General features: G+C 45.9%; 13 protein-coding genes. 12 read left to right on the top strand and 1 reads right to left on the bottom strand.

Going from position 1 to position 16,739, the window contains the following annotated elements; genetic code table 11:
- Positions 1-21 precede the first annotated feature (21 nt).
- The 11 genes from BMW94_RS27815 (at position 22) to cydC (ending at position 13,936) form a co-directional block, all read left to right on the top strand.
- Positions 22-1,635, top strand: a complete 1,614-nt coding sequence (locus BMW94_RS27815; protein WP_091001917.1) for a helix-turn-helix domain-containing protein — start codon at positions 22-24, stop codon at positions 1,633-1,635.
- A 101-nt stretch (positions 1,636-1,736) separates the two neighbouring features.
- Positions 1,737-2,819 (top strand): ABC transporter substrate-binding protein, encoded by a 1,083-nt coding sequence (locus BMW94_RS27810; protein ID WP_091001916.1) that lies wholly within the window; start codon positions 1,737-1,739, stop codon positions 2,817-2,819.
- Positions 2,820-3,183: 364 nt separating this feature from the next.
- A complete protein-coding gene (locus BMW94_RS27805; RefSeq protein ID WP_254790399.1) occupies positions 3,184-4,572 on the top strand; it encodes a right-handed parallel beta-helix repeat-containing protein in 1,389 nt (462 codons plus the stop codon).
- Positions 4,569-5,150, top strand: coding sequence for a nitrous oxide reductase accessory protein NosL (locus BMW94_RS27800; protein ID WP_254790398.1), 582 nt, complete (start codon positions 4,569-4,571; stop codon positions 5,148-5,150). Before BMW94_RS27805 ends, BMW94_RS27800 begins: the two co-directional genes overlap by 4 nt.
- A gap of 25 nt (positions 5,151-5,175) precedes the next feature.
- Positions 5,176-5,997 carry an ABC transporter permease gene (locus BMW94_RS27795; RefSeq protein WP_091001915.1) on the top strand — a complete coding sequence of 274 codons (822 nt, stop codon included), beginning with the start codon at positions 5,176-5,178 and terminating at the stop codon, positions 5,995-5,997.
- A complete protein-coding gene (ccmA, locus tag BMW94_RS27790) occupies positions 5,990-6,703 on the top strand; it encodes a heme ABC exporter ATP-binding protein CcmA (protein ID WP_091001914.1) in 714 nt (237 codons plus the stop codon). Before BMW94_RS27795 ends, ccmA begins: the two co-directional genes overlap by 8 nt.
- Before the next feature lie 11 nt (positions 6,704-6,714).
- Positions 6,715-7,281 carry a TlpA family protein disulfide reductase gene (locus tag BMW94_RS27785; RefSeq protein WP_254790397.1) on the top strand — a complete coding sequence of 189 codons (567 nt, stop codon included), beginning with the start codon at positions 6,715-6,717 and terminating at the stop codon, positions 7,279-7,281.
- A 623-nt stretch (positions 7,282-7,904) separates the two neighbouring features.
- Positions 7,905-9,269 (top strand): cytochrome ubiquinol oxidase subunit I, encoded by a 1,365-nt coding sequence (locus tag BMW94_RS27780; protein ID WP_091001913.1) that lies wholly within the window; start codon positions 7,905-7,907, stop codon positions 9,267-9,269.
- Entirely contained in the window at positions 9,266-10,279 is a 1,014-nt protein-coding gene (locus BMW94_RS27775; RefSeq protein WP_091001912.1) for a cytochrome d ubiquinol oxidase subunit II, read from the top strand. The genes BMW94_RS27780 and BMW94_RS27775 overlap by 4 nt, the downstream gene beginning before the upstream one ends.
- 64 nt (positions 10,280-10,343) lie before the next feature.
- The gene (gene cydD / locus BMW94_RS27770; protein WP_091001911.1) at positions 10,344-12,194 is read left to right on the top strand and encodes a thiol reductant ABC exporter subunit CydD; all 1,851 of its coding nucleotides are present in this window, start codon (positions 10,344-10,346) and stop codon (positions 12,192-12,194) included.
- A complete protein-coding gene (gene cydC / locus BMW94_RS27765) occupies positions 12,191-13,936 on the top strand; it encodes a thiol reductant ABC exporter subunit CydC (RefSeq protein ID WP_091001910.1) in 1,746 nt (581 codons plus the stop codon). Before cydD ends, cydC begins: the two co-directional genes overlap by 4 nt.
- A gap of 187 nt (positions 13,937-14,123) precedes the next feature.
- On the opposite strand, the gene BMW94_RS27760 is transcribed toward cydC, so the two are convergent.
- Complete coding sequence (locus BMW94_RS27760) at positions 14,124-14,603, bottom strand: immunoglobulin domain-containing protein (RefSeq protein ID WP_091001909.1); 480 nt, start codon at positions 14,601-14,603, stop codon at positions 14,124-14,126.
- 896 nt (positions 14,604-15,499) lie between these two features.
- Between BMW94_RS27760 and BMW94_RS27755 the strand changes: the two genes are divergently transcribed.
- On the top strand, positions 15,500-16,738 hold the full coding sequence (locus BMW94_RS27755) for a saccharopine dehydrogenase family protein (RefSeq protein ID WP_091001908.1): 1,239 nt from the start codon (positions 15,500-15,502) through the stop codon (positions 16,736-16,738).
- Position 16,739 lies beyond the last annotated feature (1 nt).

The raw sequence follows: 16,739 nt of genomic DNA, 5'->3' as shown, positions 1-16,739 counted from the left end.
ATTTGAAAAGAGGGATGCGCTATGATGACACAATTACAACAAAATCACCCGCAGGGGGAAGGAAAGACAGCAGCAGATCTCGCATGGTATGGCTTAAAGAACGTATTCAAGGATTCGGTCGACAAGGCCTATCGCTTGATATACGAAGAAACACCTGACCATGTCATTCTTGTTGCTGCAAATTGTCACGGCAAAATCGTCATTGATGGCATACCGCATCCGTTCGTTCCAAATAGTGCCCATTTCGTATTACCAGGCCAACGGGTCGAGACCGTTTATTTAACGGATGGAGAGCAGATCATATACCGGATTCATATCGGCATCATTCCATATGAAGGACAGAAGGTGTCCTCTGAGCATTTGTTGACGGAGCTTGGTAGGTCAATCACGTTTCCAGATGCACAGGTGCAGCAACTTTGCGAAAAAATCGTCGGTTACTGGCATACCGGTGATTCAACAGATCGTTTCGCAAGCCAAGCAGGTTTCCAGGACCTGCTGTATCTGCTGTTCAAGAAGCAGAACCAGCACGAGAACGCACTCGAGAGAGCACGGAGATACATGCTGCATCACTATCAGGATACAATCACAGTCGAGAACCTGGCCGATGAAGCAGGCATGAGCCGCTATTATTTCATGAGATCATTCAAAGAGAAATTCGGTCAGAGTTCGATGGACTATCTGGCAGAGATTCGCACCAACGAGGCCAAACGTCTGATGGAAGCAGGACAACCACTGAAGGACATTGCTCTGTTGGCAGGTTTCAAGGACCAACACTATTTCAGCAGCCAATTCAAAAAGCAGGTCGGATTACCGCCTCGTACATATATGGCGAACAGGAAATGCAAAACAGCCGCGTACAGCTGGCCCAATATCGGGCATTTGCTGACCCTACAAATCATCCCCTTCGCAGCGCCCATTGATCAGTTTTGGACAGATGATTACCGTCGGAAATATCGTTATGATGTCAAGGTAGCACTCAGCCACGACTATGATTTCAACCTCAAAGCATTGATGCGGGCCAGGCCAGACCGGATTGTTGCATTGGACGAGATGATCCCCGAAGAGGAGAAAGAGAAGCTGCGGCACATCGCACCGGTGTTGTTTCTAAGTTGGCACGGAGAGGATTGGCGGCAACATCTGCGGCGAACGGCCCGTTTTTTGGATCGGGAGAATGAAAGTGAAAGATGGCTTCTTCGATATGAGGAAAAGGTGGAAACGGTTCTTCATTATATTCCTCATTCGTTTCAACAAGGTAAGCTAATCGCATTAAGTGTGTCTCCCCGGGGCATTCAGATCTGGGGTAGAAGAGCAGGAACCGTATTTTATGACGATTTGAAGATTGCCGCGGCTTCGGGTGTGGATCAGATCGAATTTACCAGATACGTGGAAGCCGAACAGCTTGCTGCATTCGATGCGGACGTCATCATCGTTAGTGTTATGAAGGACCATCATTCCCTGATGGTGTGGGAGAGGCTTCAACATGCGGAAAGCTGGAAACAGCTGCATGCCGTACGAAACCGACAAGTCTATCTGACACAGGGAGGACATTGGTTAAGCGAACCGATCCTGGAACATACAGCCAATCGGCATGAACTTCTGCTTCAGGAAGTAAACTTGCTATTTAGTGCCCGGTAAAGGGCGAAAGTAGACATCTTCTTCTATTTTCTTCGCTGAGGAACATCTGTATAATCATCATGTGATAATCATTCTCAATACAGAAATGCGGAGGGGAACTCATGTCTCACACAGAAAATAATGATCTCTTTAGAAGAGATCGTTCAAAAAAGGCTACACATGGAAGGAAACGCGGATTTGCAGGATTGATGCTCCTGCTATTGGTTCTTTCACTTATGGTTGTTGCCTGCGGAAATAAAACAAATACAGCAGGAGAGCAAGCCACAACAGAAACGACCAAGACAAACGCAAGCGCAGCGACTCAAACTGCCGAAGAGCCTCAGACTCAGGTCATCGAACATGCCATGGGCAAAACGGAAGTTCCGCTACATCCAAAACGTGTTGCCGTATTTGGTCTGGAGGATCTTACATTGTCCCTGGGCGTACCGATGGTCTATGCATACGACTTTGATGGCTACTACTTGGATGACCAGCTCAAAGCACTGAACATTCCGCTCGCTGGAAATGCGGATTTCAATCCGAATCTGGAAGCCATCTTGGCAACCCAGCCCGATCTTATCGTGGTTCAGCGAAACGCCATTGATGACAAAGCGTATGAGGAACTGAGCAAGATTGCGCCAACCATTGCCTATTCACCGGATGATTGGGAGAAAACCATTGTGGAAATAGGCAAGGCAACGGGCTTGGAAGATAAAGCACAGGAGGTGCTTCAGGCGAACACCGACAAACTGAAACAGGCCAAGGAAGATATCATTTCGGCTGTGGGCCCGGACAAAACAGTTGTCTTCATGCGTCCATCGGACAAGGATCTGCAGGTGTTCTTTCCGAGCTTCGCTCCACTTATCTACACTGAATTGGGGTTAAATCCAGACGAAAGCGTTGCAGCATTCCAGAAGGATACTAAGGACGATTGGGGAGTCACGACATCTCTAGAGAAGCTGCCTTCTATTGGAGCTGATTATGTGTTTGCCATCTACGGAGGATCGATTAGCACGGAAGAAGAGTTCAATGAGAACAGTACCGTTGCAACGGAAGTTGAGAAACTTCATGTATGGAAAACGATGCCTGCTGTGAAGGACAACCATGTGTTCAAAGTGTCAGCCAGACATTGGATGATGTCCGGCCCAATTGCAGACGGCAAGGTGGCAGACGATGTGGTAGCAGCCGTCACTGGCAAGAAATAAGCCTGGACATAATCGTTCATACATTGTCTACAATTCAGAGATAGATTATTAAAGGCATGGCTCTATGGAGTCATGCCTTTTGATTATGTTAAAGGTTGAGCCGCGAGGTGGCTTACCAAATCCTGCAGGATGGACTAACCAAGAACATACATACGGCTCTCACAAATTAGACACAAAACTTCCAGTTCTATAGCCAGAATGAGCTATATGGAAAAAATATGTTTTTATGTACACTATGAACAGTGTGTTGATAGCGCTTTATGGAAAAATAAATAATATTACCATGTTTTCCAATGAAATCAGAGGGTTTTGTCATTTCATGAGGATGGAGGCTCCGGGCGGTTTGTTTCAAATGAAGGAGGTTATGATGTCGCGTAAACAACGAAGAAGATCATCCGCTCACCACGACTTCAAAAAATGGATTGTCTTTGGCATGCTGATTCTTATGGGGATATTGGGAAGCCCGCTATCATTTCCGATGTACGCTGCTTCTGGAACACAAGATGCTACTCCGCTTCAACCGATCATTGATGGCACGAAATCAGGAGAAGTTCTTGTGCTTGAGCCTGGTCTATATTCGGGTCCTGTAAGGATCGACAAGCCCATGTCTATTCGAGGCGACTCATCGGTAACCGTATTGAACACCAGAGCCGAATCTGCGATTACCATTCGTTCAGCTGGAGTCACTTTGCAGGGGTTTACGGTTCAGCACTTTACAAATGAGTCCACTGCCGCAATTCAGGTTGAAGGGAATCGTGCAGAAATCACGGGCCTGGATATTCAAAGCGCCAGCTTCGGCATTATGCTGCGAGGTTCAAGCGACGGGCTAATACAAAACAATACCATTTCCTGGGCTGGACCAGAGTCTGCTTCCAGTAGTCAAAAGGGGAACGGCATTGATCTGTACAATTCGCATCGTAACTCCATCGTCGATAACGAAATTACGAGTATGCGGGACGGTATTTATCTGGAGAACAGTCGCGACCTTACGGTCAAGGGCAACACACTGTTGTATACGAGGTATGGAATTCATTGTATGTATATTGACGGTTCTTCCGTTGTGGACAATATGGGGGAGAACAACAGTACTGGAGCCATGGTCATGGGCGTCAAGAATACAGTTGTATCGGGAAATTCCTTTCGCAAACAGAGCGAAAATGTGCACTCACAAGGGATTTTGTTGTATGACGTACATCAATCCACCATTCGTAACAATGTTGTTGAAGGCAATCGTGTGGGCATGAACATTGCTGAATCTTCAGGAAATGAAATTCGCGGCAATGCGGTGCTCCGAAATTTCATCGGAATTCAGCTCGTTCTTGCGGAGGATAATCAGTTTACTAAAAACCAATTTATTTCGAATGTGATTGAAGCCTCGTCGATGGACAGCCCTCACAATGAGATGAAGGAAAATTACTGGGATTCCTTTCAGGGTCTGGACCTGAACAATGATGGCATTAGTGAGCTTTCCTATGCGATCAACCCTTTTTACGAGCAAGTGGTCAACCGAAATTCGGCTTATCAGCTTTTCTTTCAATCTCCGGGCATGATCTTTATGAGCAACTTGTTTACGGAAGGCAAGGCAGAGTGGACAAGCGACAGATCGCCGTTAATGAGTATGGAAGCGGAATCACAGACGACGAAGACAGGTACACAAGTGGTCAAAGAGACATCTGGGGTTTGGATCATTGGATGCATTCTGCTGGGCATGGCCACTTTAATTATGATCAATATGGGGGTATTACGAAAATGAAAATGAAAACATATTGGAAAACAGTGATGGTGCTTCTCTTTGGGGTGCTGTTATTAACAGCTTGCGGAAAAAAATACGAGGCATTGCCTATCAATGAAGACGTGGATATCTGTGCCATTTGCAAAATGCAGGTGAAAGATGATGCCTATGCCACACAGCTTACCACGAAAGACGGTAAAAATTATAAATTTGATGACATTGGTTGTATGCATCAGTGGAAAGAAGAGAACGGAACAGATAACATCGGGATGGATTTTGTTCGTGATTATAACGATAAGGAATGGATTGAGTATAGCAAAGCCACTTATGTATATGACGCTTCACTGCGTACACCCATGGCTTACGGCATCCTCAATTTCAAGGATAAAGCCTCTGCGGAAGCTTTTGTAGCTGAGCAGGGTGTAGGAACGATCATGACCGCTGAAGACCTTGCCTCCCACGACTGGAAGCAAAATACAGAAATGATGGATATGATGGGTGAGGGTGAGCATGGGCATCCCGAAGAGGGAATGAGTGAAGGCATGCACGAAGAAACACATGAGGAAAGTGAAGCGACGACAGATTCAGGCCACAAGTAAAGACCTATGAAAATGGTGATCAATGATGGTAGATATGATACAGGTAGCCCGACGAGAAGTAAAAATGGGGTTTCGCAACCCATGGGCCTATTCATTTCTAATACTTTTCTGCGTATTTAGCCTGAGTTTGCTAATCATTAATTCTCAGAATTTTGTAGCAGGTTACTCTGGCACGACAGGTTCCATGTTAAATCTTATTCTTTATCTATTGCCGCTCATGACCCTTTTTCTGGGCTCGTTCTCGTTGACTTCTGAAAAGGAAGAGGGCAGCTGGCAGCTGCTGTCTACGTACCCCATAGGCACGATGTCATTTATTGTTGGAAAATATCTGGGTCTCTCGGTTGTATTAATGACCATTGTTACATTTGGATATGGCTTGATGGGAATCCTTAGCGGATTTGTGGGCAGTCCTTTGGATGTTATGACGTACCTTTTATTTCTGGTATTCTCCTGTGGACTGGTCCTGCTATTTCTGACGATTGCACTGTTCATCGGTTCGTTATCCAAAAATCGGTGGCAAGCGTTAACGATATCGGTATCCGTTTGGTTTTTTGCTGTAATTGGGTGGCCCACGCTTCTAATCTCCGTATTGGGTCTCATGCCTTATCTGTGGGTAAAACCCTTACTCATTGTATTAACCTTCATAAATCCGGCTGAGCTGGTACGTTTGTTTGTGGTGATCAAGCTTGGTGGGGGCTCCATACTGGGACCTGAATATTATCAATGGGTAGATTGGGTACAACCGTCCAGCGGGAGCTGGATCTTTACGGGGATATGCCTGCTGTGGATTACATGTTCGATCGTGGCAGTATACGGGATATGGGAAAGGGGGCGTTCCCATGGATAACGTGGAAGCAGAGATTGTTGGACTATGTAAATCCATAAAAAAACAACAGATCGTTGAAGATATATCCTTTCGCATTTCTTCCGGTCATGTGCTTGCCCTATGCGGTGGAAATGGGGCCGGAAAAAGCACCGTTCTGCGTATGCTTGCAGGTATTCTTCAACCTACCTCGGGTGAAATCATTGTAAACAAGATGCGCTGGTCCAAAGAACGAAAGCCATATTCGGAACAGATCGGATATATGCCAGATGACTATCATTTTAATCAGGGCCTTACGGCAGAGGAAGTGCTCCAGTTCTGGGCGGCGCTAAGGAAAGTGCCCAAAGCGCGAGTAACGGAAGTGCTAACCATGGTAGGCTTGGCCGATCAAAAAAAGAAACGGGTCACGACCTTTTCCAAAGGTATGCGGCAGCGTGTATTATTTGCCCAGGCTCTGCTGGCCAAGCCTCCGCTGCTAATCATGGATGAGCCAACGAATGGACTGGACCCCTTCTGGATGCAGGAATTTGCAAATCTGATAAAACAGATCAAGGAAGAGGGACATATGGTCGTGTTCTCCACCCACCAGCTTGAAATCGCAGATGATGTTGCCGATCACATTGTTTTTATGAACCAAGGACGTAATGTGGGAGATGGCTCTACTGAGGAGTTTCGAGAGCAGTTCGGGTCGCTTCATGCTGCATTTCATCATAGTCTTGGCTTAAAATGAAGGTGAATTTATTGAAGAAAAATAGTGCAAAAATGAATTCGAAAATGATACGTTTGATTACTATCCTGATTGGAATGGCTGCTGTGCTGGTTGCGGCGTGGGCCATTTATCAGGGGACTTCATCATCCGAGCCCAAAAGAACCGGTGCCATTGAAGACGGTGCAATTGCTCCTGAATTCACTGCGGTTAACTCAGCGGGAGAACAGGTAAAGCTCTCCGATTATCGGGGCAAAGTCGTCATGATTAACTTCTGGGCTTCATGGTGCACCCCCTGTGTGAGGGAAATGCCGATGATTAATCAGATCGCTCAGACATTTCAAAACGATGTAGAGACCTTGTTTGTCAACGTGGGCGAAGCGAAGGGCACCATTCGTGAATTTATGGAGAAACAGCAATTCGATTTCCCTATTATCATTGATGTGACCGGAAAGGTCTCCGGTCTGTATCGCATCACCGGGTTGCCAGCGACCATGATCATAGATCAGGAAGGCATATTCAGTCACATTCTGCTCGGTGAGTTGACCAAAGATACTCCCTTGCAGCAATGGCTGGAGCAGACCATACAGCAAAAGAATTGAAGCTTTGCTAGACTTATGCTTATGAACAAAACAAGTCGAGAAGTCGCTATATGAGCGGCTTCTTTTGCTTTATTTATAAGCTGCTATAAAAGTCCAGGCAACCGCGAACGGTTTTCCCGAACTTCTTGCACGCATAGTGGAATTGAAATCGCAATACCACGGTTGTGCCTAATGAATCAATAGCCCCTTTGGCTACTTTTTACACTTTTCACCGAGTTGTCAGAAAGAGTTGATCCTTTCTTGAACATTTAGGGACGAAGACGTGTCAGCGATTGAATTGCTAATTCACAAAGATATAATAATTTTAACTATTAGGTCCCGTTAAGCACTTTGGCCCTTCAGTATCAGGTAAAACATAGCTCGCCAACCCATGCTCAGTCCAGTAACTTTGTGTAGCAATACACAATGATGGTGTGGTAAAGCTCCTTCGTCTCTTACTTTGTGAAAAAATTCTCTTTGTACATACAACGATGGAGGAACGGTTTATAGATAAACTCTGAACCTATCTCGTGGGACCTCTCTCAACCTGATATAGAACGTAGTCCGAGGGCTGACTGACCTAATAATTAAAAGATTCAAATCCGTATGAAAATCGAACAGAGTTTGAAAGGAGGCAGTAAACAATGGCAATCGATACGGTGATGTGGAGCAAGCTGGTGACAGGCATGACGCTGGGGTTCCATGTTATTTTTGCGACACTGGGCGTCGGTATACCCCTAATGATCGCAATTGCTGAGTTCATGGGGATTCGCAAGAAGGACCCCCATTACACACTGATGGCGAAGAGGTGGTCAAGAGGGTTTGTCATTTCTGTGGCGGTTGGTGTGGTGACCGGTACAGCGATTTCACTGCAGCTGGCCCTGGTGTGGCCGAATTTCATGAAACTGGCAGGGAATGTCATTGCACTTCCGTTATTTATGGAAGTATTCGCATTCTTTTTTGAAGCCATCTTCCTGGGCATTTATTTGTATACGTGGGATCGATTCAAAAATCCATACATTCACTGGCTGCTGACGATTCCCATCGTCACCGGTGCAGGCATGTCGGCTGTGTTTATTACAACGGTGAACGGCTTCATGAACCAGCCTGGAGGCTTTGTCATGGAAGCAGGCCAATTCACAGCGGTTAACCCTGTGCAGGCGATGCTCAATACGGCGACATTCTCCAAGGTGTTTCATGTATTAAGCTCAGCATATTTGACAGGAGCTGCCCTGTTAGCCGGAATTGCAGCCTTTGCAATGCTGAGAAAAGGGGCATCTGCCTACCACAAAAAAGCCTTGAATCTCATGATGGCGGTGGTTTTGCTGTTCGGCTTACTGAACACGTTAGCGGGAGATGTGTCCGCCAAGTTTTTGGCCGAGCATCAGCCGGAGAAACTTGCAGCAGCAGAATGGCATTTTGAGACGGAGAGCGGCGCAGATTTGATTTTATTGGGATGGCTGAATGCGGAGCATGAAATTATAGGAGCCCTTCACCTGCCGAAACTGCTCAGTTTCCTGGCCTTTAGTGACTTTAATGCCGAAGTAACCGGACTGGAGGAGTTTCCGGAGGACGAATGGCCGCCGCTGCTCGTTCACTACCTGTTTGATTTAATGGCCGGAATCGGATTTACGCTGCTGGCTATCTCAGTTCTGTACTTCCTGTTTGTGTTCTGGAAAAAGCGTAATGAGCTGAATAAGTGGCTGCTTGGGATCATAGCGCTAGGCGCACCGATGGCTTTTCTCGGGGTTGAGCTGGGCTGGTTCTATGCTGAACTGGGACGACAGCCGTGGATTATTCGGGGATATATGCGTGTGGAGGAAGCTGCCACTTCATCACCCAACATCAGAATGATCTTTTTCTTCTTCCTGCTTCTCTACATCGTTCTGGGAGTGATGTGTGTTCTCGTACTAAGACGTTTATTCAACAATAATCCGGCAGAAGTCGAGATGGAGAAATGGATGAAGGAGAAGCGCAATCCGTCTACAGAAAAGGGTGAGCGTACATGAGTTACGAACTGATTGGCATCTCGGTGCTCTGGCTGTTCTTGTATGGCTATTTAATAGTAGCCTCCATTGATTTCGGGGCGGGTTTCTTTGCCTTTTATGCACGCCTGACGAAAAAGGATCACCTGATTAATCGTCTGATCTCCCGTTATTTATCACCGGTATGGGAGATTACGAATGTATTTTTTGTCTTTTTCTACATTGGCATCGTTGGATTCTTTCCCGACACGGCTTATTATTACGGATCAGCGCTGCTCGTACCGGGAAGTATTGCTGTCATTTTGCTCGCCATTCGTGGGTCGTTTTATGCCTTTGAGAACTATGGTTCCAAAAATAATATCGTGTACCTGTTTCTATATGGAGCTTCGGGATTGCTTATTCCCGCTTCGCTATCAGTGGCGCTAACGCTGTCTGAAGGTGGTTTTATCGTGAAGCAGGGTTCGACGGTTTCGCTGGATTACTGGACGCTGTTTACCAATCCGTTATCATGGAGCATCGTTGCACTGGCGATTGTGTCCGTATTGTTCATTAGCAGCTCATTTCTGGCCTTCTATGCGTCGCGGGCAGAGGATCATTCTGCATTGAAGCTGGTACGGACCTATGCCCTGTTCTGGAGCACACCGACGATTATCATCGCACTGACTGCATTTATTTATTTGGGACAGCACAATGAGCGACATTCTCAAAATATGATGGATTTATGGTGGCTGCTTGCACTTTCCGTTGCCTTCTTCATGATTGCGATGTGGCTGATCTATAACGGACGCCGCTACGGATTAGCGTTTATATGTATCATGCTGCAATTTTTCTGTGCCTTTTTCGCTTACGGAATTGGTCAATATCCTTATATCCTTGATCCGTTCATTACAATTCAGAACAGTGTAACCTCACCAGCGATGGGCTTCGCACTGGTTGTTGTCTTTATCGGTGGCATGTGTATGTTGATTCCTTCCTTGATTCTGGTTTTCAAACTGTTTCTATTTGATGCGGATTATGTAAAGGGAAAAAAATAAATTGAATTCATTATGCGATGTAAGGGAGTAAACTCACAGGTTCATAGAAAGGAGGAGAGCTTACATGAAGAGGAAAACAAGCCTGATCTCTCAACAAATGTCTGGGCAACGAAAACGTCTCATGCTCCTTGCAGTGATTTCACTTGCGCTGGGTGCAGCGATTGTAAGTCAGGCTGCGCTACTGGCTGAAGCAGTACAACGGATCTTCGTGGAGAAGGCTTCCGTTTCGTCGGTCGTCATGCTGCTCGGGATACTCCTGGCTGTCATGGTCGTTCGTACAGGGTTGTCTTATGGGAACGGAAAAGTTGGTTTGCATATGGCTTCCAGTGCCAAGACGAATATGCGGGCAGCCGTGCTGCAACATTTGACCCATGCGTCAATCCCATCAACCCTTAGCGGACAAACAGGCGGTAAGGTCAGTGTTGCTCTGGATGCTGTGGATGAGGCTGATAGTTATTTCAGTCAATATATGCCGCGTATGATGGAGGCTGCCATCATTCCGATTCTGATTTTGGTGGTAACGTTTATGCAGCATGCCAATTCAGGCTTCATTATGCTGTTTACGGCCCCGTTTATCCCCTTGTTCATGATTTTGGTGGGACTGAAGACGAAGAACAAATCAGAGGAGAAATATGCGCAGCTGGCCGAGTTTTCCGGTACGTTTCTGGATTCTCTTCAAGGGCTGGTTTCGTTGAAAATATTTGGACGGGCTCACCGTCAGCAGCAGGAGATTGAACGCGCCAGCATCGGTTACCGCGATGCCACGATGGGCATTTTGCGGATTGCGTTTACCAATACATTCATGCTGGAATCAATTGTAATGCTAAGCATCGGTATCGTCGCTCTTGAGCTTGCAATCCAGCTGCTTGTATTCAAATCGATGTCGTTCCACACCGCGTTTCTCGTATTGCTGCTTGTTCCCGAGTTTTACAGTTTGTTGAAAAATACGGGAACGGCTTTTCACAGCGGGCGCACAAGTATGGGAGCGGTTCGTAAGGTAGAGCAGATGCTTGAGAAAACGGCTGGGGAGAGCAAATTGGTAGATAGCAAAGAAGGAGTAGGTACATCCGATGGAATTGATAAGGTGGATAACATGGAGCGGATGGAAAGGGAGAACGGGATAGGGGCATTGCAAATCGATCGTTTCAATGACATTTCCAATGACAGTTCCATGCCGCTGTCCATCATATTGAACCATCTCCGTTTTCGATACACGCCTGAATCATTTGAACTTGAGACTAGCCGGGTACAGCTTGATCCGGGAGAACATATTGCCATTGTCGGCAAAAGCGGCTCAGGGAAAACGACGTTGCTCCATCTCATTGCGGGCTTGCTGAAACCAGCATCAGGAGAGGTTCTGGTAGATGGACAACCGCTTTCCGATTATGATGAGGCTGCATGGTTCGAACAGGTTAGCTACATTACACAGCATCCGTATATTTTTGCAGGTACATTTGCTGAGAACATTGCGATCGGAGCGGTTCGGACCGTGTCCAGGACGGAAATTGAGCAGGCGGCAGAGGATGCCGGGCTTGCCGAACTTGCTGCCCAATTGGAGCATGGCTTCGATACCTTGGTTGGAGAAGGGGGACGAGGTCTGTCTGGTGGGGAAAAGCAGCGACTGGCCTTGGCACGTGCTTTCTTGAAGCGGCCATCCATCATCTTGTTTGATGAACCCACGGTGGGATTGGATCTGCGCACGGAGCAGATATTGCAACGTTCGATTGCCAGATTGGCTGACAAGGCGACGATGATTACAGTGGCTCACCGGTTATATACCATTCAACATGCCGATTGTATATTGTTTATGGACAACGGTGTGCTAGCGGATTCGGGACGGCATGAAGAGCTTATGGCGCGCCTACCCCAGTATGCCGAGATGGTAAATGTCCAACGGAAAGGAGGATTAGCATGAATGATCTGACGATTCTGTCAAAGGCGATGATTCAGGAGCGCAAGGATATCCTGCTGTCGATATTGGGTGGATTCATCGCAGGCATAGCAGGTGTGGCTCTCTTTTCCGCGAGTGGGTACATGATTTCGCAAACGGTATTTGCGCCACCACTATACACCTTAATTGTACTCACCTCGATGGTCAAACTGCTCGGTTTCCTTCGAGCGGCGAGTCGCTACGGAGAACGTTTGTATTCCCACAGAGCGACGTTCTCTATGCTGAGTCGTTTGCGGACTTCTTTTTTTGCCAAGCTAATTCCGATAACGCCTGGTATATTGAACAAAAATCGAAGCGGGGATCTGCTTGCGCGGATCGTGGGCGATGTGGAAAGTTTGCAAAACTATTTTTTGCGCGTCGCGTATCCACCGATCATTGTCATTATGGTGTTTTTGGCTACAATGCTGTTTACTTCTGCCTTTTCAATCTGGATTGCGTGCTTGTTAGTACTGGGCATGCTAATCACGGCATTTGTTGTACCGGGTATTGTCTTGCTAGGGCAGCGAAAAATACACGGACGTCTCCGTCAGCAACGGGCCTTGCTGTCCACGGAGGTAACCGAAGTGTTGTATGGTTTCCGGGATTTGAAAATATACAACCAATTGGAACAGCGCGAACAACAGCTTCAGCGGGCTTCCGCTGCATTGGCAACGGAACAGAAACGAGCTGCTTTACACTTGCTGAGCGGACAATCCATGCACGTATTTGTGACGTATCTCGTTACATGGGGGGTGCTGGCACTGAGCGCTTTCTTAATTATGAATGGAGTCTTTGCTGGTGTATTCCTCGCCATGCTAATCCTAGCCACGCAGACCGTGTTCGAAGAAGCTGCCGCAATGGCTACGTTACCTTTATATAAGCAAGATAGTGAACACGCCGCTAAACGGCTGACGGAAACCATACAGACCTCTGATAGGCAGTCTGTGTCTACGCAGCCAAAAGGCGCGTTATCTGGCAATCAGGCTGTTTCACTAGATCTCTCCGATGTTACGTTTCAATATGAAGGGGAGTGGAGAGCGGCGTTAAAGGACATTTCGCTGCATATTGTACCCGGCTCCAAAACGGCGATTGTCGGACCGAGCGGATCAGGCAAATCAACGATTATTGAACTGCTGCTTAAACTGCGAACACCTACTACTGGGGAGATCCGATTGAATGACATTTCGGTGAAGGAACTGGATGAGGCGAGCATATGGCAGACGGCTAATGTCGTGTTGCAGCAAAGTCATTTCTTCCGGGGAACGATCCGGGATAACCTTTTGTTGAATGATGAAGAACATTCGGAAGAATATTCGGATGAACAACTGGTAGATGTGCTGGCCAAAGTACAACTGCCCCATACATCTTTGACCGATGTAGTCTATGAAAAAGGGGAAAACCTGTCGGACGGCGAGAAGCAGAGGCTGGCTTTGGCACGGGCCATGCTTCGTAAGGGACGATTATGGCTTCTCGACGAACCAACTTCCTCCATGGATTACGTTACAGAAGAACGAGTGATGAAACATCTCTATGCACAAGCAGCCGAGGATACGCTTCTACTGATCTGTCATCGGCTTACTGGCCTGGAAGAGATGGATCGCATTGTGGTGATGGAACAGGGAACGATAGTGGAAACAGGCTCCTATGCAGAGTTAATGGAGCAAAAAGGTTATTTTTATGAGTTGAAAAAGATAGAGCGGCAAATGATCGGAGAAGCCGAAGGGTAAGAGAATAAGATATACACGGATGTGAATGAAAGTCATGCCAGTTTAAACATTCGCCATACCAAAAAATACACTCGCACACGTTTACACTGTGTGAGTGTATTTTTAGTTTAAAACCCGAAAATGAATGAGGACAAGCATCAATCAAATGAGCTTTGATTAAACAACTTGTGCTCCAGTACAACAGACCCTAATGGCCTCCTGTATTGGAAGCCCAGACAGGATACCAGCCTGCACTCGGTGTTTCTGTATTGTACAGCACCAAATTGCCGTCGTTTTGAACGATGAGCACGTTACCCCTGAGATTGGGTGGCAGATTGTCCGCTCCATAGTACGATGTAGACCATGCCTTGTTGTCAGACGTCCAGTAAGGTGTGTTTTGGGGATCCTGGAGCACTAGTTTTCCACTCCAATAATCAATCTTGAAATGATTTATTCTCGTGTCATTGGTCTTGGTGTTCCATAACATCGTGTGTGTGCGGTTATCCCAGAGCTGTAGGTCGCCGTAGACGCTGTATTGCAGTGAAAACCTGACGTTGTTGGATACGAGTGGAATCGAATTGTTATACATGATGTCATAAATGAGGCGGTCTCCAGCTGCAGACGCTGAAGGAGCGATGGGGAGCAAAAACATGAAAATTGCAGCAAATAGCAAAACGGTTTTTTTCATAAGCTCCTCTTTTCTGGGATATATTTTAAATTACATACCAAATATATCATATCTACCTATCAAAATTGTATAAAATTTCAAGTGGAAAGAAAATATTTTTGGGAGCTTTATATTTTTTCTAAACTTCGCGTAATAACTTATATTCGACATACAAAACTAAAGGATTATTCTACCTAATCAATCTATTTTAGGATAATCCAACTTCCATGTTACACATCGTTATCGCTGACATGTCAGTTTGAAAATTGAGAAAGAGGTGGATACATTAGGCAGTAACTATTTAAAGATTTGCCATTATAATCAGATATGCCTAAGGGCGAAGTGTGTGTTCCAAAATGATGAATAAAATAATTTTTAATGATTGCTTGATTTTTTTCAATGTATCTGATATCGTAAGACCTGTGATTTTGGAAAGCAGATATATCAATATAAATTAGGTCTTTCCAGCAGATAATTTTTGACCACTTCTCTTAAGGAAGTTAAGGCCATACGGACAGCCGGGTCAAACGCCGATTGGCAACTTATGTTGCCTTATTGATTGAGTTAAAAGCTCAAATTTTATAAGTTGGTTACTTTACAACCAGTGCATCTGCACATCAACTTGTGAAACGGTCAATAAGAGTGGTAAAGGCGAATTATTTGCTATATAGACTCTGATCTGATATTGATATACATGAAGAAGCTTTCCGCTAGAGGAGTTCTTTTGAACTTTTTTAGTTATGGGAACTTTGCGTCTTTTTAATGATGTATATCGACAAGCAAGTGTGATGATGCGCGTTTGGGGCATTTTTCACCTTGCTTTTTTTGTTGGTTCAAAACGGGCGAAAAGTTGAAAAATGAGAAAAATAACGAAGTTAAATTTAAAAAAAATTCATATTGGGTTAGGAGAATGGAAAATGGGAAAAGCACTAATCATCGGCGCCGGCGGCGTAGCTTCAGTAGCAGTTCATAAATGCGTTCAAAACAGCGAAGTATTCGAGGAAATCTGCATCGCAAGTCGTACGAAATCCAAATGTGACGATCTTAAAGCCAAGCTGGACGGCGGTAAAACAAAAATTACGACAGCTCAAGTGGATGCGGACAACGTTGACGAACTGATCGCCCTCATCAACGAAGTTAAACCGGATATCGTCATGAACCTGGCATTGCCTTACCAAGACCTGACAATCATGGATGCTTGCCTTGCAACGAAAACGAACTACATGGATACAGCGAACTATGAGCCTGAAGATACGGCAAAATTTGAATACAAATGGCAATGGGATTACAAAGAGCGTTTTGAAAAAGCGGGAATTACCGCTCTGCTAGGCAGTGGATTTGACCCAGGTGTTACGGGTGTATTCTCTGCTTACGCCCTGAAGCATTACTTTGATGAGATCGAATATATTGACATTCTGGACTGCAACGGTGGGGATCACGGCTATCCGTTCGCAACCAACTTCAACCCTGAAATCAACATCCGCGAGGTTTCGGCTAACGGAAGATACTGGGAAAAAGGTGAATGGATCGAAACGAAACCAATGGAAATTAAACGTGTCTATGACTTCAAAGAAGTTGGCGAGAAAGACATGTATCTGCTTTATCATGAAGAGCTGGAGTCCCTGGCTAAAAACATGCCTGGTCTGAAACGCATTCGTTTCTTCATGACATTTGGTCAAAGCTACCTCACGCACTTGAAAGCCCTTGAAAATGTGGGCATGACTTCGATCGAACCTATCGAATACGAAGGCAAACAAATTATTCCGCTGCAATTCCTGAAGGCGGTACTGCCAGATCCGGCGTCCCTTGGACCACGTACTGTGGGCAAAACGAACATCGGCTGCATTTTCAAAGGTAAAAAAGACGGCAAAGATAAAACGTACTACGTTTACAACATTTGTGATCACCAAGAATGCTATAAAGAAGTTGGTTCCCAAGCTATCTCTTACACAACAGGTGTTCCAGCCATGATTGGTGCAGCAATGGTGATGACAGGCAAATGGAACAAACCAGGCGTATACAACGTGGAAGAGTTCAACCCAGATCCATTCATGGAAGAGTTGAACAAATGGGGTCTCCCATGGGTTGAAGATTTCAATCCAGTACTCGTTGACGAACTGCCAGAAGAAGTCAAAGAATCGGAGCTCGTTCGTTAAG

The organism is Paenibacillus sp. OK003, assembly GCF_900109515.1.
Taxonomy (GTDB): Bacteria; Bacillota; Bacilli; order Paenibacillales; family Paenibacillaceae; genus Paenibacillus; species Paenibacillus marchantiae.
The sequence above is the reverse complement of the archived record's forward strand: the minus strand, read 5'-3'. Positions and strand labels throughout refer to the sequence as shown.